The sequence below is a fragment of the Polaribacter sp. Z022 genome, from assembly GCF_023555495.1.
Taxonomy (GTDB): Bacteria; Bacteroidota; Bacteroidia; order Flavobacteriales; family Flavobacteriaceae; genus Polaribacter.
Genome location: NZ_JALCZO010000007.1, coordinates 84465 through 107998 on the forward strand (window position 1 = coordinate 84465; position 23534 = coordinate 107998).

At 27.2% G+C, this 23534-nt stretch carries 20 protein-coding genes; 5 read left to right on the plus strand and 15 right to left on the minus strand.

What is annotated here, in order from left to right; translation table 11 throughout:
* Nucleotides 1–47: 47 nt before the first annotated feature.
* From MPF13_RS14205 to yiaA, 5 genes are all read right to left on the minus strand, one after another.
* Nucleotides 48–1931, minus strand: coding sequence for a VWA domain-containing protein (locus MPF13_RS14205; protein WP_249983423.1), 1884 nt, complete (start codon nt 1929–1931; stop codon nt 48–50).
* Between the two features lie 192 nt (nt 1932–2123).
* Complete coding sequence (locus tag MPF13_RS14210) at nt 2124–3017, minus strand: EamA family transporter (RefSeq protein ID WP_249983424.1); 894 nt, start codon at nt 3015–3017, stop codon at nt 2124–2126.
* Between the two features lie 648 nt (nt 3018–3665).
* Nucleotides 3666–4238: a GDYXXLXY domain-containing protein gene (locus tag MPF13_RS14215; RefSeq protein WP_249983425.1), complete on the minus strand. Its 573-nt coding sequence runs from the start codon at nt 4236–4238 to the stop codon at nt 3666–3668.
* A 10-nt stretch (nt 4239–4248) separates the two neighbouring features.
* The gene (locus tag MPF13_RS14220; protein WP_249983426.1) at nt 4249–5526 is read right to left on the minus strand and encodes a DUF2157 domain-containing protein; all 1278 of its coding nucleotides are present in this window, start codon (nt 5524–5526) and stop codon (nt 4249–4251) included.
* Between the two features lie 80 nt (nt 5527–5606).
* On the minus strand, nt 5607–6095 hold the full coding sequence (gene yiaA, locus MPF13_RS14225) for an inner membrane protein YiaA (protein ID WP_249983427.1): 489 nt from the start codon (nt 6093–6095) through the stop codon (nt 5607–5609).
* Nucleotides 6096–6244: 149 nt separating this feature from the next.
* Between yiaA and MPF13_RS14230 the strand changes: the two genes are divergently transcribed.
* A complete protein-coding gene (locus MPF13_RS14230; protein WP_249983428.1) occupies nt 6245–7741 on the plus strand; it encodes a hypothetical protein in 1497 nt (498 codons plus the stop codon).
* A gap of 87 nt (nt 7742–7828) precedes the next feature.
* On the opposite strand, the gene hisIE is transcribed toward MPF13_RS14230, so the two are convergent.
* From hisIE to hisG, 9 genes are all read right to left on the minus strand, one after another.
* On the minus strand, nt 7829–8428 hold the full coding sequence (gene hisIE, locus MPF13_RS14235) for a bifunctional phosphoribosyl-AMP cyclohydrolase/phosphoribosyl-ATP diphosphatase HisIE (protein WP_249983429.1): 600 nt from the start codon (nt 8426–8428) through the stop codon (nt 7829–7831).
* Nucleotides 8429–8527: 99 nt separating this feature from the next.
* Nucleotides 8528–9283, minus strand: coding sequence for an imidazole glycerol phosphate synthase subunit HisF (hisF, locus tag MPF13_RS14240; protein ID WP_249983430.1), 756 nt, complete (start codon nt 9281–9283; stop codon nt 8528–8530).
* An 84-nt stretch (nt 9284–9367) separates the two neighbouring features.
* Nucleotides 9368–10105, minus strand: a complete 738-nt coding sequence (gene hisA, locus MPF13_RS14245; protein ID WP_249983431.1) for a 1-(5-phosphoribosyl)-5-[(5-phosphoribosylamino)methylideneamino]imidazole-4-carboxamide isomerase — start codon at nt 10103–10105, stop codon at nt 9368–9370.
* Nucleotides 10106–10109: 4 nt separating this feature from the next.
* Nucleotides 10110–10490, minus strand: coding sequence for a RidA family protein (locus MPF13_RS14250; protein ID WP_249983432.1), 381 nt, complete (start codon nt 10488–10490; stop codon nt 10110–10112).
* Nucleotides 10491–10631: 141 nt separating this feature from the next.
* A complete protein-coding gene (hisH, locus tag MPF13_RS14255; protein WP_249983433.1) occupies nt 10632–11213 on the minus strand; it encodes an imidazole glycerol phosphate synthase subunit HisH in 582 nt (193 codons plus the stop codon).
* A gap of 77 nt (nt 11214–11290) precedes the next feature.
* Nucleotides 11291–12430 carry a bifunctional histidinol-phosphatase/imidazoleglycerol-phosphate dehydratase HisB gene (hisB, locus tag MPF13_RS14260; protein WP_249983434.1) on the minus strand — a complete coding sequence of 380 codons (1140 nt, stop codon included), beginning with the start codon at nt 12428–12430 and terminating at the stop codon, nt 11291–11293.
* 51 nt (nt 12431–12481) lie between these two features.
* Complete coding sequence (gene hisC / locus MPF13_RS14265; RefSeq protein WP_249983435.1) at nt 12482–13537, minus strand: histidinol-phosphate transaminase; 1056 nt, start codon at nt 13535–13537, stop codon at nt 12482–12484.
* A gap of 40 nt (nt 13538–13577) precedes the next feature.
* On the minus strand, nt 13578–14861 hold the full coding sequence (hisD, locus tag MPF13_RS14270; protein ID WP_249983436.1) for a histidinol dehydrogenase: 1284 nt from the start codon (nt 14859–14861) through the stop codon (nt 13578–13580).
* 93 nt (nt 14862–14954) lie between these two features.
* A complete protein-coding gene (gene hisG / locus MPF13_RS14275) occupies nt 14955–15812 on the minus strand; it encodes an ATP phosphoribosyltransferase (RefSeq protein WP_249983437.1) in 858 nt (285 codons plus the stop codon).
* A 411-nt stretch (nt 15813–16223) separates the two neighbouring features.
* Here hisG and ttcA point away from each other — a divergent pair, with 411 nt between their 5' ends.
* The 3 genes from ttcA to MPF13_RS14290 all read left to right on the plus strand — a co-directional run bounded on the left by ttcA (nt 16224) and on the right by MPF13_RS14290 (nt 20873).
* On the plus strand, nt 16224–17021 hold the full coding sequence (gene ttcA / locus MPF13_RS14280; RefSeq protein ID WP_249983438.1) for a tRNA 2-thiocytidine(32) synthetase TtcA: 798 nt from the start codon (nt 16224–16226) through the stop codon (nt 17019–17021).
* 112 nt (nt 17022–17133) lie between these two features.
* Nucleotides 17134–18333: a tryptophan synthase subunit beta gene (trpB, locus tag MPF13_RS14285; protein ID WP_249983439.1), complete on the plus strand. Its 1200-nt coding sequence runs from the start codon at nt 17134–17136 to the stop codon at nt 18331–18333.
* Nucleotides 18334–18515: 182 nt separating this feature from the next.
* Nucleotides 18516–20873, plus strand: coding sequence for a PAS domain S-box protein (locus MPF13_RS14290; RefSeq protein WP_249983440.1), 2358 nt, complete (start codon nt 18516–18518; stop codon nt 20871–20873).
* A gap of 27 nt (nt 20874–20900) precedes the next feature.
* Here the strand turns inward: MPF13_RS14290 and MPF13_RS14295 are convergent, their stop codons facing one another.
* On the minus strand, nt 20901–21293 hold the full coding sequence (locus MPF13_RS14295) for an HU family DNA-binding protein (protein ID WP_249983441.1): 393 nt from the start codon (nt 21291–21293) through the stop codon (nt 20901–20903).
* A 315-nt stretch (nt 21294–21608) separates the two neighbouring features.
* Here MPF13_RS14295 and MPF13_RS14300 point away from each other — a divergent pair, with 315 nt between their 5' ends.
* The gene (locus MPF13_RS14300) at nt 21609–23534 is read left to right on the plus strand and encodes an MrcB family domain-containing protein (RefSeq protein WP_249983442.1); all 1926 of its coding nucleotides are present in this window, start codon (nt 21609–21611) and stop codon (nt 23532–23534) included.

A 23534-nucleotide genomic window follows, 5' to 3' on the forward strand; every position in this document is an offset into this window, starting at 1 on the left:
TTTATTTAATAGACCACTAATTTTATATAAAGATGCAAATAATTATATTAAATCTTGCCATAATATTTACGAATAAACCATTCTAAAGTTAATAAACTTATAGCAATGATTAATATCCATTTCCAATCTATTAAATTTTGTTCTTTTGTTATAGATTTTTGAGTAGTGTAAAAAGATTTTTCTGCTAATAATTCTTTTTTTAATTCTTCGAATTGATTTTTATAATAACGCTTCCCTCCTGTTTTATCAGCTAATTTTAGTAGTTTATTGGAATTAGCATTTACAAATTCTTCTTCTATTTGATATTCTGTAATTTTAAATCTACCTTTTTTTGCAATATTTTGCCCTAAAACAGAAACGATATAAGAATAATCTCCAGAACTAAGATTCTCTATTTCAGTTTGATAAGAATTATTTATCAGTGAAAACGGAAATTTTGCAACCTTTTTTGAGTCGTTATTGGTAATTGTAATTTCTAAATTAGCTCTTGCATCAAATTGATAATTTTTATCAGTGTAAAAGGCAGAAATATTTATGGTAGAATTTGCTGGATATAATGTGTTTGCATTTATATCTAAACGATTTCTCTTTTTATTTGATGCTAAATATTGAACTAAGTTTCCAATAAATTCATCAAAATCTTGAAAAGAATTACCATTTAAAAAACTAGCAGCTCTCCATTTCCAAATTCCTTGTCCAAATAGTACTGCAGATTTTTGATTGTTTTCTTCAAAAGTTGCTAATAAAGGTTGTTTTGTTTGAATTCCGTTAATATTTTGATACAATAAGGTTTGGTGTTCTTTAGCTATTTTAACTTCTCCAAATTGATCTTGTAAAGGTGGAAATTGATTGAAACCAATATCCTTTTGTAAAAAAGTTAAAAAAGAATTTTCATAAAAAGCACTGTAATTTTCAGTTTGATTTATAGCTTGTTTTGAGATTCCTATTTGTTTTTTATTGATAAAATTCCAATCTGTTTTTACTCCAGAAATTAAAAAATAATTAACCTTACTAGATATAATTTCATTTAAAACAGGTTTAAACTTATTGTTTGCATTATATAATATAACTAATTGATAATCTTTTGTTTCATTGTTAAAATTATCAATAAACATTATTTCTACAGAACGTTGTTTGTTTGCTTCAATTGCTTTTTTTAAAGCTCCTAAATCTGGATGTAATATAGATGTTAAAACCAATATTTTTGTTTGCTCATCAATTACTTCAACAGAGAAATTTTTAGTATTGTTCTTCGTGTTTTTTTCTCCATTAATTTTTTTAATGGACGCTGTATAATATTGCAATCCTTCTTTTGTAGAAGTAAGGTTTGTAGTTATTGTTTTAGAATTATTATCACTTGTAAAACTTATTCTTTTTGAAAACGCTGTTTTTCCTTTGTAGTAAATCGAAAATACAGAGCTTACATTTTCTTTTCCTTCATAATTCAATAAAACTTCAACTGGAAACTTATTTTTTAAATAACTGTATTTGTTAACGTTTAACTGACTTATTCTTAAATCTTTGTACTGTGCTGTATCTCCAAATACAATTGGATACACTTTTTGGTTCGATTTTATAAATTCGTAATCATTTCCAATAGTTTGATTACCATCTGTTAACAATAAAATTGGAGCAATTTTATTGTTATAAACCTGATTTACAGAACTAATAGCTTTAGAAATATTCGTTTCATTTTCTTTAAACGATAAAGAATCTAATATGTTTAAGTTTTTACCAAATGAATATTCATCAATTTCAAATTTATCATTTAACCCTTCATCTTCTTTAATCTGCTGTAAAAGAGTAACAATATTTTTATCATCATTAAAAAAAGGAATAGATACTGAGTTATCAACTAAAACAGATAAAACAGGCTTAGTATTTATGTTTTCATTTCTTTTTATTGTGGGGTTTATTAACAATAAAAGCAATAAAAAAACACTTATACTCTTTAAAATAAATAAATACTTATTTACTTTAGAAGTTTTTTTTTCTTTATAAAAATATTGAAAAAAAGCTACCAAAACACTTAGTAACAGCGATAAAACAATATATATTGTAGTGATAATTAGTGATTTTTTTATTTATTGATAAATATATAAATTAGTATTCATTATTGATAACTATTTTCTTTTTCTTGAAGTAATAAAATAAACACCTGTTAAAAGAATACAAGAAGCAATTATAGACTGTACAGATAAACGTTCATCTAATACATACCAACCCATAAAAAGTGCAATTACTGGGTTTACATAAGCAGATGTTGCTACTTTTTCTGTAGAAACAGCTTTTAGTAAATAATTAAAAGCAGTAAAAGCTATAATACCTCCAAAAACTATTAATATTATCATGGAAATTTGAACATCAGTACTCCAATTTAAAGGAGATGACCAAGTTTCTTGAAAAAATAAACTTATACATGTTTGTATCAATCCTCCAATAATCATTTGATAACCTGTACTTACTAAAAAGTTTTTGGGTAAAACTGCTTTAGAAACAAAAATGCTTCCATAACTCCAACTTAAAACACATGTTAGCATTACAATAATACCTAGCAAACTGTTTTCTGAAGTTGTTAAATTTTGCTGACTAACTAATAAATACATACCTATTACACCTAAGGCTATACCAATCATAGATTTTTTTTGCATTGGTTTGTTATCTATCAACCTCATTAAAACAAGTACAAATAGAGGTTGTGTAGAAGCTATTAACGAGCTAAAACCACTATCTACATATTGTAAAGCCCATATAAATACACTGTTTCCATAAACCAAAAAGAAAAAAGAAACTATTGCAGCATTAAGTAGTTGTTTTCTACTTATTGTCAGTTTTACCTTTAACAATTTTGCAATAAAAAGCATGATAATACCTGCTGTTAAAAAACGGATAGCAGCCAAAAAAAATGGAGGTAACTCTGTTACTGCAATTTTATTAAAAAGATAAGTAGAACCCCATATTACATAGATGGCTATAAATGCTAGAATAATAAGTCCTTTAGAGTTTCTAAAAACCATCTAATTATTTTTTATCAAAAGTAACATTAAAATTTATGGAAATATTTCTTTTTTAGATTTAAAAAATTAATATTTTTTTTATTTGGTTAATTAGATTAAACCTTAATTTTTTGACTAAAAAACATCCTTAGATTCTTTTTTAATAAATATTAAAAAGATAATTTTAAAAATAAATAAACCCTTACTTTTTAGTAGTAAGGGTTTAGTTTTTTATTTTATGTATATATCCATAAAATTCGCAAAAATATTTAATAATAAAACTTAAAGTCCAGCTGTAAACCTTAAATAAAATCATTAAAAACTATTATTAATTTTTTAAACTTTACAATTCATTACGTTCTAAAGTTCTTATTTTTAATAATATTATTTTTACTATTGATTTGATAAAAATAATATTAAAACGTAGGATTTTAATACAACCAATATCTCATCAACTATTTATTTAACTATTCTAACTTTAGTTAAACAAACTAATTAGATCTTTTTGTTTAGTTGTAAAACAATTAATAAACTTACAATAAATTAGTTTTTTTTAACCATCAAATGTAAAAGCTAGATAATCAATTATTTAAAGTGTAAGTTTTTTTATTCTTCATTAAGGTTTTAGACTCTTAATCAACTAGTTATTATCTTATTGAATAAATTAAGTTATTTATTTTTTTGATTTTGAATAACTTCTTTAATTGCTACATTATTAACAAAAACATTATCTAAAACATAACTATCTTCATCAAGGTAAACCAAAGCGTAAGTTGTGTTGGTATTTATAGTATCTCTCCTATTTCTTCTCACTAAATCTTCTGCAGGTTTTGCTTTTGATTCTTCCATATAAAAACGATTAAAAGGCAAGTTGAAACTTAGTTTTTTATTATAAGTACTGTACCATTTTACCTTTGCTATAACATAATCTTTTTTAGTATTAATTTTTTGTTTACAAACAGTATCTATTTTAGCATACCCTAAACTGTCTTTTAAATACACATATATTTTATCATTTCTACTCCAAATAGAATCTAATGTTTTGTAACTTCTTATTTTATAATTCAACCTTATATATTTACCTCTAAAAGGATCACTTGGATCTATAGGCTGCGTTAAAAACTTGTATGGTTTTCCTTTTTTTAATGTGTTTTCTTGGTTGTAAATCATTTTTAAGGGGGCAACAAGCTGAATTATAACAAGTATTATAAAAAGGATAAATATTGTCTTTTTAGTTTTCATTTTTATCTGTTTAATTTTTCTTTTTACTTTTTTTTACCATTAAATAGTTTGAGGCAAAAAAACCTACACCAACTAGTATAAATAACAAACCTCTAACAACAAAAGTTAAATCTGTATCAAAAAAACGAGTAACGATTAAAGAAGTAATTATTAATAACCCATAATTTAAAAAGACAAAATTAGAAGTGTCTATACCTCTTTTAATGACACTTATTCCTAAAGCAAGAATAAAAATATTTAAAGATATTGCAGGTAGCAAGTCGCTTAAATAATGCATTAAAAAAATACAAAGCATTAAAACAGGACTTACAAGAAAAACTTTTTTTACATTAAAATTTAAAAAAGTATCATTTTTAATAAGAATAACAAGTGTACTAATCAACAGTAATGAAACTATAATTATTTCTTTAATCTTTAGAGTAGAAATATTAAAACTGTTGCTCCAAAAATCTTTAGAACTAGTTATAAGTAAGACAATTACCAATCCAACAGAACCAATAATCTTATATCCATTTTTTGACAATCTAATTTGTTTAAAGATATTTAGATGCCCTATGTTATAAATTAAACCTAGTAAGAATATGTACAAAAGAATTTCAAACTTATGATTTAAACTTAAAAATGTACCAAATACTAAAATAAAACTTAAAGGTATCAACCAATTTAAAATTACAGTGACATTTTTTGCACTTTCTTTTTTTATAAGCGTATAATATTTAGGTATAATTAAAGACAATATTAATAAATACATCCAAGGTATTTCTTTTCCATCAGAAAAACCATAACCTAAACTTATTGCATAAATTGTAGAAAAAACAATTGTTAAGAGCAATACTCCTTTAGATTTAATTAAATAAATTAATGGTAAACATAACAAAACCCAACTTACAATAAATGTGTTAAAGTTTCCTGGAATATTATAAATCTGACTGATTAATGAAATACAACTTCCAACACTAAAAAAAAGAAAAACACCAGAAGACTCTAACCATATTTTAGACTTTTTCTTTAATAATGAATACCCAACAACTATTTGCCCTATAACCAAAGGCAAAAAAGCTAAAATTGATTTAATGCTTCTTGAAAATTGATCCCAATTATGAGCTAATACTAAAATAATTCCTAGACCAACTAATAGACTTCCTAGAACACCAAAAACTGTTAATAATCTATTGTTTTGTGGTATGTTTTTAGAATCATAATACGCTTCAATTTTATTAGCAACTTCAATAGAAATTACTTTTTCTTCTATTAAAGTTTGTAATTCTTTTATAATTTTTGAACTCATCTCATTTTTTTATAAAGTTAGTAATTTAAACCTCATAAGACTAAACTTATGAGGTTTAGGTTTCTACAACCATAATTAAACTAACTATTTTCTTTTTCAGCTGTAGTGTTTATAAATTCTGTATCTCTTGTGTTTTTTTGCACTGTAATTGCCCCAAATAAACTAAGTAAATAAGAAATTGCATAAAACCCTTTTTCACTTAAAAGTAAATCTGCATTTCTTAAGCCAACAATTAACAATAATAAAGAAGCAATTACAATAACCCAACTTATGCTGTAATACATTTCACTTACTTTTATCTTTTCTGCTTTATCTCTAACTGCTTTTTGCAAAGAAATTACTGCATATATTCCCATTAATAAAATTGAAAAATAATAACCTTTTTCATTCAATTCCATACTTGCATTCCATAAACCAATACAATAAGAAAGCAGCCCAATAATAACAACTCCCCAAGAAGCACCCACATAAGCAGATGTTGGTTTTTGATTTAAATCGTTTTTAAGTTTGTTTTTTCTACTGTGTTTTTTAGTTTCTTCATTTGATGAAACTGTAGTTTGATAATTCATAATATTTAGTTTAATAATTATGATACAAATTTGAGGTAATTGTATTTTTTAGAGAAACTAACATTTTATAATTACTGACGACTTAAAATGTAATATTTTATAAATTATAATAAATACAGTACATTTACATATATTTTACTGACGATATAATGATAAACTTAAAAGAAGTATTATTAACTTTTACTAAAGAAAATCAGCAAGATTTTATTTTATACTTAGAAAAAAAGAACAAAAGAAAAGATGCAAAAAATATTCATTTAGTTAAGCTTTTACTATCAGATAATTTATCTTCTTTAGAAATTTCACAATCATTATATGGAAAACAAAATAAAATTGCTTTACACGCTTTAAGAAAAAGATTGTTTCAATCTTTAATAGATTTTACTGCTAACATAAGTATGAAAGAAGAAAATTCAATTGACATACAATTGATTAAATATATTCTTTCTGCACGAAGTTTTCTGTTAAAAGGACAGATTAAAATAGGATATCAAATTTTAGATAAAACAGAAAATATTGCTAATGATCATCAATTATTCACTATTTTAAATGAAATTTATCACTCAAAAATTGAATATGCTCATTTAAACAAAACACTAAATTTTGATAATTTAATTGCTGATTTTAAGAGCAATCAGCAACAATTAATAATTGAAGATAATTTAAATATTGCTTGTGCTAAAATTAGAATTTCTTTAGCTGAATATCAACAGCAAAAATCAAAAAATGATATTAAAATATTGATTGAAAACATTTTAAAGGAACAAAAGGTTGTCATTTCAGATTCATTATCATTCAAGTCACTTTATCAAATTATTCAAATTACAAGTATTTCTTCTGCTCAAAAATTTGATTATTATAATATTGAATCGTTTTTAGTAGATACGTATTCAATTATTCAAAATCATAAATCTAAAGACAAACAACTGTATTACCATATAGAAGTTTTATATGTGATTGCCAACGTTCTTTTTAGGAATAAAAAATTTACTGAATCTAAAAAATATTTAGGTTTAATGGAGTTTTATATGAATGAGAAAAAGCAAAAATATTATAATGATTTTGTTTCAAATCATGATTTAATTTTAGCTCTTAATTTTAATTATAGCAACAAACAAGAAAAAGCAATTGCCATTTTAGAGCCTTATTTAAATAAAAAAAATAATGATATTGTTTCTAAATTAGATATTTACCTTACATTAATTGTATTTTATTATCAAAATGGAAATTTAGAAAAAGCTAAAAAACTTTTGGCAAGTCTTTATCATACTGATAATTGGTATATAGAAAAAACAGGTATAGTTTGGACAATTAAAAAGAACCTTATAGAAATCTTATTACAAATTGATTCAGGAAATATTGATTTGGTAGACTCCAGATTAAAAAGTTTTAAAAGAAACTACTTTAAACATTTAAAAGATATAAACGAACAAAGAGTAATAACTTACTTACACCTAATTGAAACCTATTATAAAAATCCAGAAATTGCTACTACAGTAGAATTTAAAAACGAAGTAGAAAAGTCTTTTAATTGGATTGATAAAGAAAAAGAAGACATCTTTTTAATGAGTTTCTTTGCTTGGTTAAAAGCAAAAATGACCAAACAGCATGTCTATTTGGTCACTTTAGATTTGATAAACAATTAGTTTATGTCCGTTCGAGCGCAGTCGAGAACTTCTAAACGTATAATTAACCTCTCGACTGTGCTCGAGGAGACAATTTTAAATTTAAGTTTATTTATGTCTTCCTTTTAATTCTGCTTCAATATCTTTTAAAGTAAAACCTTTTGCTTGCAATAACATTAAGTAATGAAAAAGTAAATCTGCAGATTCATATAAGAACAACTCATCATTAGTATCCATTGCTTCTATAACTGTTTCTACTGCTTCTTCTCCTACTTTTTGAGCTACTTTGTTTATTCCTTTAGAAAATAAGCTAGCTACATAAGATTTCTTTGTGTCTTTATTGGCTACTCTTTCAGTTATAACATCTTCTAAAGTAGAAAAGAATCCATAATTAGGCGTATTTTCTTCCTTCCAACAAGTATCAGTTCCTTTATGGCAAGTTGGTCCATTAGGATTTACCTGTATTAACAATGAATCGTTATCACAATCTAATTTTATGTCAACAAGATTTAAAACATTACCACTTTCTTCACCTTTGGTCCATAATCTATTTTTAGTTCTGCTAAAAAAAGTTACCAATTTTGTTTCTTTTGTTTTAGCAAAAGCTTCTTCATTCATATACCCCAACATCAATACATTTTTTGTTGTTGCATCTTGAATGATAGCAGGTACTAATCCGTCGTTATTTTTATTGAAATCTATGTTCATAATTTTTATTTTACTGTCATTGCGAAGCAAATGATAATTTGCTGTGGCAATCTGTTTTATTATTATAAGATTACTTCGTCATTCTTCCTCGTAATGACATTACAATCTTACTGGAATGTTTTGTTCTTTTAACGCTGTTTTTAAATCTAAAATAGGAATTTCTCCAAAATGAAAAACACTTGCTGCCAAAGCTGCATCTGCTTTACCTTCAACAAAAGTATCTGCAAAATGCTGAATGGTTCCAGCTCCACCAGAAGCTATAATTGGAATATTTAGGATTTCTGATAAATGAGCCAATGCTTCATTTGCAAAACCACCTTTTGTTCCATCATGATTCATAGACGTAAATAAAATTTCTCCTGCTCCACGTTCTTCAACTTCTTTTGCCCATTCAAATAATTTAATATCTGTTGGTATTGTTCCTCCTGCTAAATGTACAAACCATTCTCCATCAATTTGTTTGGCATCAATAGCAACAACCACGCATTGACTGCCAAATTTTTCTGCCAATTCATTTACTAATTCTGGTCTTTTTACTGCTGATGAATTGATAGAAACCTTATCTGCTCCCCATTTTAATAATTCATTTACATTTTCTACGGATGAAATTCCACCACCAACTGTAAATGGTATATTTACTTGTTCTGCAACTTGATGCACCATTTCTATCATGGTTTTTCTACCTTCTAAAGTGGCAGAAATATCTAAAAAAACCAATTCATCTGCACCCAATTCAGCATATTGTTTAGCCAAAACTACAGGATCTCCAGCATCAATTAAATTTACGAAATTTACTCCTTTTACAGTTCTTCCGTTTTTAATATCTAAACAAGGTATTATTCTTTTTGTTAACATATTTGTTATTCGTCATTGCGAATGAAATGAAGCAATCTGCTAATAAGTAAGAGATTACTTCGTCATTCTTCCTCGTAATGACATTTAATTATTTATTATAAAATTCTCTAATTGTTTTAAACTGACTTTATTCTCGTAAATCGCTTTTCCTATGATTACACCTTCACAACCATTTTCTGCCAACTTTGGCAATTCATCAAAAGATGAAATTCCACCTGAAGCAATTAATTTTAAAGGTTTTATTTCTGATAAAATATTATTATAGGTATCAAAACTTGGTCCTTGTAACATTCCATCTTTAGAAATATCTGTACAAATTACATACTGAATTCCTTTTTGTTGATAGTCTTTGATAAACGGAATCAACTCTAAACTACTTTCTTCTTGCCAACCATTTGTTGCAATTTTACCTCCAATAGCATCTGGATAAAAATCGGCACCTAAAATTATTTTGTCTGAACCATATTTAGCAATCCAACTATTAAAAATTTCTGGATTTTTTACTGCAATACTTCCACCTGTTATTTGATTTGCACCAGAATTAAAAGCAATTTCTAAATCTTTATCCGATTTTAATCCACCACCAAAATCAATTTTTAAATTAGTTTTAGAAGCTATTTGTTCTAATACTTTATAATTAATTATCTCACTTGCTTTTGCGCCATCTAAATCTACAACATGCAAATACTCAATACCTGAAGCTTCAAATTCTTTAGCAACTTCTAACGGATTTTCATTATATATTTTTTTTGTGTCATAATCGCCTTTTGTTAAACGAACACATTTTCCTTCAATAATATCTATAGCTGGTATAATTCTCATAATATTAATTATTTAAAGCAGTAACCTGAATTTCAATTTTCATTTTTTCATCAAACAAACCAGCTGAAAACATTGTTGCAGCAGGTCTTACTTCTCCTAAATATTTTTTTAAAACAGGCCAACACAATTCAAAATCAGATGCTTTTGGTAAAATGTAAGTTACTCTTACAATTTTATCTATACTAGAACCTGCTTGCTCTAAAACACCTTTTATGTTTTTAAAACATTGTTCTGTTTGTGCAGCTACATCATCTTCTATTGTCATAGTTTCATAATTAAAACCTGTAGTTCCAGATACAAAAACCCAATCTCCTTCTATAACTGCTCTAGAATATCCCATTTCTTTTTCGAAAGAAGAACCTGAACTTATTAATTTTCTTGCCATAATTAATTTCTTATTAATTACCCTGTATTTATTCCAGAGTCATTTTATTAAATGTTATCACATCGAATGATTTCGATTTTTTTAAAATGTTATCGATACATTTTTTTCGTTACTCAAAAATCACTCAAACTGACATTGTATTTATAAATCGAGGAAATTCTGAAGCAAATGTGCTCCTTCTACACCACTTTTTTCTGGATGAAACTGAACTCCGTAAAAATTATCTTTTTTTAATGCTGATGCATATTCTATTTCATAATCTGTAGTTGCAATAGATTCTTTACATTCTTCTGCATAAAAACTATGTACTAAATACATAAATTCTTTTTCTTTTATACCAGAAAACAACTCTGATTCTAAATTGTAAATAACATTCCAACCCATTTGCGGAACTTTTACAGCTTTCGAAAACTTTTTAACATCTACATCAAAAATTCCAAGTCCTTTTGTATTGCCTTCTTCAGAAAAATTACACATTAATTGCATTCCTAAACAAATACCTAAAACGGGTTGTTTTAAAGTAGGTATTACTTTGTCTAAGCCACTTTCTTGTAACATTTTCATAGCAGAACTTGCTTCTCCAACACCAGGAAATATTACTTTATCTGCCGCTTTTATTTCTTCGATATTATTAGACAAAACAGCATCTACGCCTAAACGCTTAAAAGCAAATTGAATACTTTTAATGTTACCTGCTCCGTAATCAATAATTATGAGTTTCATAATTAGTTTTTAATTTTTAGTGGTTAGTTTTAAGTTAAAAAAAAACTCAAAACTAAAAATTTATAATTCAACACTTTTTAAAGGACTCCTTTAGTTGATGGCAAAAACATTTTGTTTGCATCTCTTTTTACGGCCATTTTCATTGCTTTTGCAAAAGCTTTAAAAATTCCTTCTATTTTATGGTGTTCATTATCACCTTCAGCTTTAATATTTAAATTACATTTTGCACCGTCTGTAAAGGATTTAAACAAGTGTAAAAACATTTCTGTAGGCATATCTCCTATCATTTCACGTTTAAAATCTGCATCCCAAACTAACCAAGGTCTTCCTCCAAAATCTACTGCTGCTTGCGCTAAACAATCATCCATAGGTAAACAAAATCCATAACGTTCAATACCTAATTTATTCCCTAAAGCTTTATGGAATAATTCCCCTAAAGCAATCATGGTATCTTCTATGGTATGATGTTCATCTACTTCTAAATCTCCATCAACTTTTACTGTTAAATCCATAGCACCATGTCTACCAATTTGGTCTAACATATGATCAAAGAATTTTACACCAGTATCAATACTATTTTTACCAGAACCATCTAAGTTTAATTTGATATAAATCTTAGTTTCATTGGTATTTCTAGTAATTTCAGAAACTCTATCTTCTAATTTTAAAAACTCATAAATTTCCTTCCAATCAGTACTTGTAAGTGCAATGCAATCTAAAATTTCTTGTTTAGAAGTTTCAATTTCATCAGCTCCTAATTCTGGATCTTCTGATAGAAAGATTCCTTTAGAACCTAGGTTTTTAGCCAATTCCATATCTGTAATTCTATCTCCTAAAACAAACGAATTTTCTAAATCATAATCTTCAGAAAAATAGTTGGTTAACAAACCTGTTCTTGGTTTTCTAGTTTCAGCATTTTCATGTGGAAACGTTTTATCTATACAGATTTCAGAAAAAACAACTCCTTCTTTTTCAAAAGCTGAAATAATTTTATTTTGAGCAGGCCAAAAAGTATCTTCAGGAAAAGAATCTGTTCCTAATCCATCTTGATTTGTTACCATCACCAATTCAAAATCTAATTCTGAAGCAATTTTTGCCATGAATTGAAACACTTTTGGATAGTATTCTAACTTTTCTAAACTATCTAATTGATAATCTACAGGTGGTTCTAAAACTAATGTTCCATCTCTATCTATAAATAATACTTTTTTACTCATTTTATTCTATTTTTTTGATTCTTGTACTATCAAAAATCAAATGGTACTAAATTATTGTATCGCCTTTAATGCTCTAATTAAGCGTTGATTTTCTTCACAAATACCAACACTAATTCGTAAACAATTTTCACATAAAGGTTGGTTGGTTCTATTTCTTATAACCACACCATACTCAATTAATTGATTGTATCTTTTTGTAGCATCGTCTACTTTTAAGAGTAGAAAATTACCATCAGAAGGATATATTTTTTCTATATAACTAACACAACATTCTAATTCTTTTTTTAAACGTTTTCTTTCGCTAATTAATTGAGCTACTTCATTTTGAATTTCATCCATTTTTTGAAGTCTAACTGCAGCTCTTTGTTGTGTTAATTCATTAACATTATAAGGTGGTTTTATGTTTTTTAAAACTTGTACAATCTCTTTAGAGGCATAACAAGTTCCTAACCTTATTCCTGCTAAACCATAAGCCTTAGATAATGTTTGTGTAATAATTAAATTAGGAAATTTATCTAATTTTTCTAACCAGCTTTTTTGTTCAGAAAAATCTATATAGGCTTCGTCTAAAACAACTAAACCATTAAATTTATTTAGTAATTGTTCTACAGCATTAACTGAAAAACTATTACCTGTAGGATTGTTAGGAGAACATAAAAATAAAAGTTTACTATTGGCATCTACTTTTTCTAAAATAGCATCAACATCTGGTTCAAACTCTTGGTTTAATAATACTTTTCTGTTTTCTATAGCATTTACATCTGCTAAAACACTGTACATTCCATATGTTGGTGGAAGTGTAATAATATTATCTACATTAGGTTCACAAAAAGCTCTAAATATTAAATCTAATACTTCATCACTTCCATTACCTAACAATATGTTTTCTTTAGAAATTCCTTTAATATCAGATAATAATTCTTTAACATCATTTTGATGTGGATCTGGATAACGATTTACGCCGTTTTCAAACGGATTTTCGTTAGCATCTAAGAAAATCATTTCTTTAGATGTAGCATCTTTATACTCATCTCTTGCAGATGAATATGGCTTTAGAGATTTAATATTTTCTCTAATTAAATTGTTGATGTTAAAATCTGTTTTCATATTAAAACCTCTTTAGTGCAATTGAGGAAACATTTAGTTATTATTTTAAATCTTTTAAACGAATTGTTACTGCATTTTTATGAGCATCTAAACCTTCTGCTGCTGCCATTAATTCAATTGCATTTCCTATAAATTTTATTCCTTCTTTAGATATTTTTTGAAAGGTAATACTCTTTGTAAAACTATCTAAATTTACCCCAGAATACGATTTAGAAAATCCATTGGTTGGTAATGTATGATTGGTTCCTGATGCATAATCTCCAGCACTTTCTGGTGTATAATTGCCTATAAACACAGAACCTGCATTTGCTATATTGTCTATATAAAATTCATTGTTATTTGTACAAACAATAAAATGTTCTGGACCATATTCATTAATCAATTCTAAGGCAATTTCATCATTTTCTACTAAAATAGATTTAGAATTATCAATTGCTTTCTGTGCAATTTCAACTCTTGGCAGCGCTAAAAGTTGTTTTTCTATTTCTATAGAAACTTCATCAATTAACTCTTTTGTTGTTGATACCAAAATTACTTGACTATCTGCTCCATGTTCTGCTTGACTTAATAAATCTGAAGCGACATAACTTGCATTTGCAGAATCGTCTGCAACTACTAATAATTCACTTGGTCCAGCAGGCATATCTATGGCAACACCATGTTTTGTAGACAGTTGTTTAGCAACAGTTACATACTGGTTTCCAGGTCCAAATATTTTATATACTTGCGGAATTGTTTCTGTACCAAACGTAAAACCTGCAATAGCTTGTATACCTCCTACTTTTATAATTTTTGTAACGCCACATAAATTCGCAGCATATAAAATTGCTGGATTTATGTTCCCTTCTTTATTTGGTGGAGAGCATAAAACAATTTCTTTACAACCTGCAATTTGTGCAGGAATAGCCAACATTAAAACTGTAGAAAACAAAGGTGCTGTTCCACCTGGAATGTATAAACCTACTTTTTGAATAGGTCTTTTTTCTTGCCAACATGCAACTCCATTTGTAGTTTCTACAAAAACTTTTTCAGTTTTTTGAGCTGCATGAAAATTGGTGATATTTTCTTTTGCAACATTAATTGCTTCTTTTAACTCTTCTGAAACTAAACTAATTGCTGTGTCAATTTCATCAGATGAAACGATGTTGTCTTCTAAAGAAACACCATCAAACTGTTTCGTGTATTTTTTTATTGCACTATCACCATTGGTTTGTACATCTGTAAAAACCTTATTTACAACATCTTCAATGTCATCAACCGTTTTTGTAGGTCTTTCTAAGATTTTGTTCCAATCTATTTTTGATGGATTATTTATGATTTTCATTTTTTATTTCTAATTGTCATTTCGAGTTTAACGTGAAATCTGAAAGATTCCTCCATTACAATCGGAATTAGATACTTAATAATTTTTAACAGACTATAAAACCATCTTTTCAATTGGACAAACTAAAATACCCTCTGCTCCATTTATTTTTAATTCATCTATAATTTCCCAAAACTCATTTTTACTAATTACAGTATGAACAGAACTCCAACCTTTTTCTGCTAAAGGCAATACAGTAGGACTTCTCATACCTGGTAAAAGTTGTAAGATATTATCTAACTTATCATTTGGTGCATTTAATAAGATGTATTTAGAATTTCTACCTTTTAAAACCGATTGAATTCTAAACTGAATTTTTTGTAAAATTGCTTTTCTGTCTTCAGTAATTTCTGGTGACACAGCTAATACTGCTTCAGATTTTAAAAGTACTTCAATTTCTTTTAATCCGTTTTTAAATAACGTACTTCCACTAGAAACAATATCGCAAATAGCATCTGCTAAACCTATATTTGGTGCAATTTCTACAGAACCATTAATCTTGTGTAATTGAGCATCAACATTTTGTTCTTTTAAAAATTTCTTTACAGTTTCTGGGTATGAAGTTGCAATTCTTTGTCCGTTTAAATCTTTTAAAGAATTTGCTTTAGATTCTTTAGGTACTGCTATAGAAACTTTACATTTAGAAAATCCTAAACGCTCTACAAACTGAATGTCTGCCCCTTTTTCAATTAAAACATTTTCTCCAATTATAGCAGCATCCACTACTCCATCTTTTAAATATTGAGGAATATCTCCATTTCTTAAATAAAACACTTCTACAGGAAAATCTCTAGCAGCTGCTTTTAATTGATCTTTACCATTGTCTATAGAAATACCAATGTCTTTCAAGATTTTCATTGAATCTTGATTTAATCTTCCTGATTTTTGTACTGCAATTCTTAATTTATTCATTTTTGTTTTGTTAAATGCCTGAGCAAATACGGTTTTAAAATTGAAAAAACCCGTTTGATTTGCTCAAACGGGTTTATAAATATCTTGATTTTTATTCAATACACTTTTAAATCGCTTGACTGCAATTGTAAAAATGACGATGATGTAATTGAATAAAGTTCATGTTCTTATTAATTTCTATGCAAATATAAAAAATTTTATATCTAATAATCTAATTAAATTAAAGCAAAAAAGAAGAATTTTAAATATTTATCATATTGTTAATATTTGTTAGATTTTATTATTTTCTAATGAAAAATACGCTTTTTAGAGATAAATTATTAATCATATCATACCATCTGCAAAGAGTAACCACTTATTATTTGTTTACAACTATTTTTTTGCATCTTTTAATCACTTATTTTTGCATCCATGGAAAACAAGAAACAGGTAACAAAAAAACTTCAAAAAGCAGTAGCAGAAGCCATTCAACAATATAACATGATTGCAGAAGGCGATAAAATTATGGTATGTCTTTCTGGAGGAAAAGATAGTTATGCCATGTTGCAAATGTTGCTATACTTTCAAAAAGTTGCACCTATACATTTTGATATTGTTGCTGTAAATCTAGATCAAAAACAACCTGGTTTTCCAGAAGAAATATTGCCTAATTATTTAAGTAACTTAGGTGTTGACTATAAAATTATAGAAAAAAACACCTATAAAATTGTAATGGATAAAACTCCTGAAGGTAAAACAACTTGTAGTTTATGCTCTCGTTTACGAAGAGGAACCCTGTATGAAGCTGCTAAAGATTTAGGCTGTAACAAATTGGCTTTAGGGCATCATAGAAATGATATTTTAGAAACCTTTTTCTTAAACTTCTTTTTTGCAGGAAAAATGGAAACAATGCCTCCTAAATTTAAAAATGATGCTGGAGATTTAGAAGTATTAAGACCCTTGTCATTTTGTAAAGAAAGCGACATAGAAGTGTATGCTAATTTTATGAATTTCCCTATTATACCTTGTAATTTGTGTGGATCTCAAGAAAACTTACAACGTAAAAAAGTAAAGCAAATGATTAATGATTGGGAAACAGAATTTCCGAATAGAAATGCCATTATGATGAACGCTTTGCAAAATGTATTTCCTTCTCATTTATTAGATACTAATTTGTATGATTTTAAAAACTTACAAACTAAAATAACAGAAGATTCTTTGGTAGAATAAATTGCTTTAAAAGCGTTATTCTTATCGTTTTTCTTGTAGAAAATTGCTAACTTAGCTTGCGACTTTTTTAAGTTCTTAAAAACAAAAAAAACACATATTAAATTATTGTCGCATGAAAAATTATTTCAAAAAGTATCCTAATAAAGAGGGATTCTTTGAAGAATATGGAGGTGCTTTTATACCTCCTGTTTTAGAAGCAGAAATGCAAAAAATTACAGACGCTTATCATACTATAAGCAAATCTCATAACTTTATTCAAGAATTACGTAGCATCAGAAAACACTATCAAGGAAGACCAACTCCTGTATATTATTGTGCTCGTTTATCTGAAAAATATGGAGGTAGAATTTATTTAAAAAGAGAAGATTTAAATCACACAGGTGCCCATAAGTTAAACCATTGTATGGGAGAAGCTTTGTTAGCAAAACATTTGGGTAAGAAAAAACTAATAGCAGAAACTGGAGCAGGTCAACATGGTGTGGCTTTAGCAACAGCAGCAGCATATTTTGGTTTAGAGTGCGAAATTCATATGGGAGAAGTAGATATGAAAAAAGAGCATCCAAATGTGGTTAGAATGAAAATACTTGGAGCAACTGTTGTTCCTGTTTCTCATGGATTAAAAACCTTAAAAGAGGCTGTAGATTCTGCTTTTGGTGCCTATTTAGAAGACCCTGTAAATTCTATTTATTGTATTGGTTCTGTTGTAGGCCCTCACCCATTTCCTATGATGGTAAGAGATTTTCAAAGAGTTGTGGGTATAGAAGCAAAAGAACAGTTTTTTGAAATGACAGGTGAATTGCCAGACAATGTGGTAGCATGTGTTGGTGGTGGTAGTAATGCTATGGGAATTTTTTCTGCATTTTTAGATGATGAAGAATGTAACCTTTATGGTGTAGAACCTGCAGGTCGTTCTTTTGAACTTGGAGAACATGCAGCTACTATGAAATTTGGAACACCAGGTATTATTCATGGTTTTAAATGTTATACTTTACAAGATGAAAATGGTGAGCCTGCTCCTGTGTATTCTGTAGCAAGTGGACTAGATTATCCTGGAGTTGGTCCAGAACATAGTATGTTAAAAGACTTAAACAAGGTAAATTACGAATGTGCCAATGATAAAGAAACAATAGATGCTTTTTATGAATTAAGTAGATTAGAAGGAATTATACCTGCTTTAGAGAGTTCTCATGCAGTTGCTTTTGCTCTAAAATTAGCAAAAGAAAACCCTCAGAAATCAATTTTAATCAATTTAAGCGGACGTGGAGATAAGGATATAGATTTTGTGGTAGATACATTTGGTTTGCCTAAATAACACCTTTTATCATTTATTACAAAACGGATAAAGCTCAAGAAATATTCTTGAGCTTTACTAAAAATATAGATAATTTATAGTATTCGTATTCCTTTAAATGCATTGTAAAAACTAGCATTTTACCTATTTAAAGCTATATACAAGTTGCTTAAATTTGTAACTAATAATGGTTAATATAAAAAATGAAAAAGTATAATTTTATAAATATTAAAATCCTCTTACTTATATTAATTCCTACAATTATTATAAGTTATGTTGGGCTTAATCATTATTACAATACAATAGTTAAAAACGAAATAGAAATAATAAAATCTGGAGTTAAAAATGATTTAAATGCAAAAAGCATTTTAGTTAATGACATTTATAAATCACTTGCAAAAGATATTAATATTATAGATTGGGCTTTTCATAAAGAAGAAAACTCAAACAACATCAAAGACTTCTTTGTTTTGCTATCTAATTTACATGCCAATTATGATCAGGTAAGATATATTGATACTTTAGGACAAGAAGCTATTAGGGTAGATTTTGATAGCACCAATACAGCTATTGTTAAAGAATATGATAAACTACAAGATAAAAGCAACCGTTATTATTTTAAAAATGCTAAAAAGTTAAAGAAAGGAGAAATATATTTTTCGAATATCGACTTAAATATGGAACATGGAAAAATAGAAGTTCCACACAATCCTGTACTTAGAGTTGCTTCAAAAATATATGATACCAAAAATAATTGGACAGGTGTAATAGTTATCAATTATTACATGAACAATTTATTTAATAAACTGAAACAAAATAGTAGTCATAATTTTGCAGATTTTGAACTATACAATAGTAAAGGCTTTGCACTTGTGTCTAAAAACACTTCTAAAAGTTTTAGTCACATTCTATTGAAATCAGATAGTTTAGCCTTACACAAAACAGAAAAACAACTTTGGCAACATTTAAAACAAAACAACCAAGGTACAGTTAATCAAAATGAAGCCATTTATATTTATAAAAACCTAACTATAAATGCTAAAAGCACTTCAGATGTTCATTTTAAAGATAGTATTAATCTAATTCTGGTTCAAAAAATAGATTTAAATAAAGTTAATAAATCACAATTTATTTATGTGCTTTATAAATGGGGCGTTTTAGTATTAATAACCGTATTTACGCTCTTTATAATTTTAAATATTCAGTATTATAACTATAAAATTCACTATAAAAACAAAACATTAAAAAGAAAAAACAATCAATTAGAAGGGTTAAAAGACAAGCTTCAAGAAACATTACATATTAAAATAAACGAATTAAAACTTACCGAAAAAAAGTTTTACTCTATTTTTAACAATACAGGTATTGGTATAACATTAATAGACATTAATGGAAAACCAGAATTTTCTAATAAAAAATTTATAGAACTCTTAGGGTATTCTGAAGAAGAACTATCTACAATGACTTTTGCAGACTTTACTTACCCAGAAGACGTAAATGACGATGTAAAACGTTTTAAAAGATTAATTAAAAGAGAAATTAGTTCTTTTAGCGAAGAAAAAAGATACATCTGTAAAGACGGTTCTGTTATTTGGGGCGCTATTAATGTTTCTTTATTACTAGATAAAGAAAACAATATTGTAAATGTTATTGCAGCTATTACCAATATTACAGATCGTAAAGAAGCGCAAAAAGAAACCAAAAACTTAAAAAAAATTATTAATAGGCTTAGTTATATTGCTAAAGTTTTAAATATAGATGCTGTTGAAAATATTTCTGATAAGAGTGAGTCTATGAATTTGGTTAAATATATAGAAAAACAATCTACAGAAATTTTAAATGCCAATAAGGCTAGAGAAGAATTGCTTAAAAATTTAGAATACAAAAATACCGAGTTAAATAATTATGCACATATAGTATCTCATGATTTAAGAACTCCTTTACAAAGTATATCTACTCTTTTTAGTTGGATAGAGATGGAACCAGAAAACACTTTAACAGAAGAAAGTACCAGTTTTGTACAACTAATTCATGACAATTTAGAAAAAATGGAATCTTTAATTAAAGGGATTTTAAGTTATTCTAATTTAGATCAAAATGAAATGGAAGAATATCCTATAAATACTTTTGATATGGTTACAGACATGGTTAAACTAATGCCAATACCTAATACCATAACCATTAACATCTCTAAAAACCTGCCTATTATTACAGGGAATAACAGTAGAATTTCTCAAGTTTTTCAAAATTTAATTAATAATGCTATTCAAAGTATTGTTACAGAAACTGGAGTTGTAGAAATAGATGCCATAGAAAAAGAAAAATATTTCGAATTTTGGGTAAAAGACAATGGTAAAGGAATAGATAAAAAATACTTTAAAAAAATATTCGAACTTTTTCAAAGCATTGATGATTCTGAAACCAAAGTTGGTATGGGGTTATCTTTAGTAGAAAAAGTAGTTAAATTTTATGATGGTAAAATATGGGTAGAAAGTGAGTTAGGTAAAGGAAGTACATTTTATTTTGCATTTCCTAAAAGCAAAAAAAGTAACCTAAATTAATAGGATTCTTAGTTAGGTAAAAACAACTTACCTCCTACCTTCTTTATAAACATCTAACCCAGCTTTTAATTTTCTTTTCATTTTAACTGCAGGTTGATAATTGATATGAAACTTTTTAATATTTCTTTTTACACTTAAATCTTCTGGAGCTTCTGCAGCTACCCCACTAAAACCCATTTTAAATTTACCAACATCACCTAAATCTACAATTTTACCTTCGCTTAAATGAAAATCTAATTTTTTACCCAAAGCCATTAAAACTGCTTTTACATCTACACTATGTAAAGTACACTCATTGCTAATGCTTTCGCTTAAAGTTTCTAGATCTATAGTACCTGTGTTTACTGCTTGTAAAATGTAATTGGGTGTGTTTTTACCAATGCTATTATTTCTTTTGGTAATTCTGTAACGTAATGCCATATTGTTGGGTTTTATTTTGTATTTTGTGAAAGCCTAATTAAGCATAGAATCTTATAAAATTACAAAATATTCTACAATAATTTTATAATTATACTACTCTATTTAGTAATATATAGTACATTTCTTTATACAAAATACTATTTTAGTATACAATTACTACAGTACCTTTGTTAAATTAGTTACTGTGTAGTTTGTTGTTTACTGCAAAAGAAATTACAACTTATTCTTAATGTTTTTAAATCTTTATAATTAAGCTTTATATATTTTAATTAAAACGTTAAATTAGCTAACTATTGCTAAAAAAGAAAATATTAAATGATACCAAATAATATTACTAAGATTCATATTGAAAAAGCTATTAACGAAATTGAAGAAAACGGCATTACTAAAGGTAGAAACTCATCTACTTATGATGTAATTTTTAATGGTAAAAGATATCCTCCAAAACTCATTATTTCTTTGGCTAACAAATATGCAAATGGAATAGAATTAGATTCTCATTTATTTGCTGGAGGTGAAGACACTCATGCTTTTAGATTACTTAAAAAAGAAGGTTTTAAAATTATCAAGAAAACTGACATAATTGATAAAAAATTCCAATCAAGACCAAATATAACAGAATTTATTAAAGTTTCAAATGAGCAAGAAACAGGAAAAGGTACTAAAAGTACAGCAACTCAATACAAAAGAAATAATAAAGGAAAATTAGATGATTTAAAAATAGAAATATCCTTCGGAGTTGGACGAGCTTCATCCATACCCTGGATAGCATTTACAAGTTTTAACCAAACAGTGAAAGACGGAATATATCCTGTATTTCTTTATTACAAAGAGCATAAAACTCTGATTTTGGCTTATGGAATAAGTGAAACAAATGAGCCACAACACAGTTGGTCTCACACAAATTCAAAAAAAACAATTAAAGAATATTTCAAAACAAAGCTTTCAATAAGTAATATCAAATATGGCACATCTTTTGTTTATAAAACTTACGATATAGAATCTTTACCATCAGAAGAAGTATTAAATAAAGAATTAAAAAAACTAATTAATGAATATATTGTATTATTTTCTGATAAAACAGACAAAGGATTAATTACCAAAGAAATTAAACAAAAAGATTTCAACTTATCAAGCTTTATAAATACATATAACGAATCAGGTTTAAACTACTCCTCAGAATTAATCACAAGATACATTTCTTCTCTAGTTACTAAACCATTTGTCTTATTAAGTGGTTTATCTGGTTCTGGTAAAACAAAATTATCACAAGCTTTTGCACAATGGATTGCAGAAGATAAAAACCAATACTGTATTATTCCTGTTGGTGCAGATTGGACAAACAGAGAACCTTTGTTAGGTTATGTCAACGCTTTAGATAATACAGAATACATTTTACCAGAAAACGGCGCTTTAAAACTACTAATTGAGGCAAACAAAGAAGAAAATAAAAACAAACCTTATTTTTTAATTTTAGACGAAATGAACCTAAGTCATGTAGAACGTTATTTTGCAGACTTTTTAAGTGTTATGGAGTCTAAAGACATTATTAAGTTGCATAGTTCTACAAATAACAAAGGCATTGTTCCTCCAAATATAAATTGGCCAAAAAACCTATTTATTATTGGAACCGTAAACATAGACGAAACAACATATATGTTTAGTCCTAAAGTGTTAGATAGAGCTAATGTTATAGAATTTAGAGTTAATAAAGAGGATATTTCTAATTTTTTAGAAGCACCAAAAGAGATTGATTTTACAAATCTTGATACCAAAGGCGCTTCAATGGGAGAACATTTTGTTTCTATAGCAGCTAACAAAACATTCCCAGAAATTGATACTAAAGTATTAAACGAAAAACTAGTTTTGTTTTTTGAAGAATTGAAAAAAACAGGAGCCGAATTTGGATATCGTACAGCAACAGAAATACATAGACTTTACAACCAGTTAACTACTTTAGATAATAACATGCCAGAAAACACCAAAATAGATATTGCTATTATGCAAAAACTATTACCAAAGTTGCATGGTTCTAGACGTAAATTATGTCCTGTTTTAGAAACGTTAGCTTCTCTTTGTGTCTCAACAGGTGTTAATGCAAGCAAAACATTTTTAAACAATAGAGAAACAATTGTTTACAATAACAATGATAATATTTTATATCCTTTATCATTAGAAAAAATCACAAGAATGTACAAAGGTGCAATCGATAATGGTTTTGCTAGTTATGCTGAAGCTTAA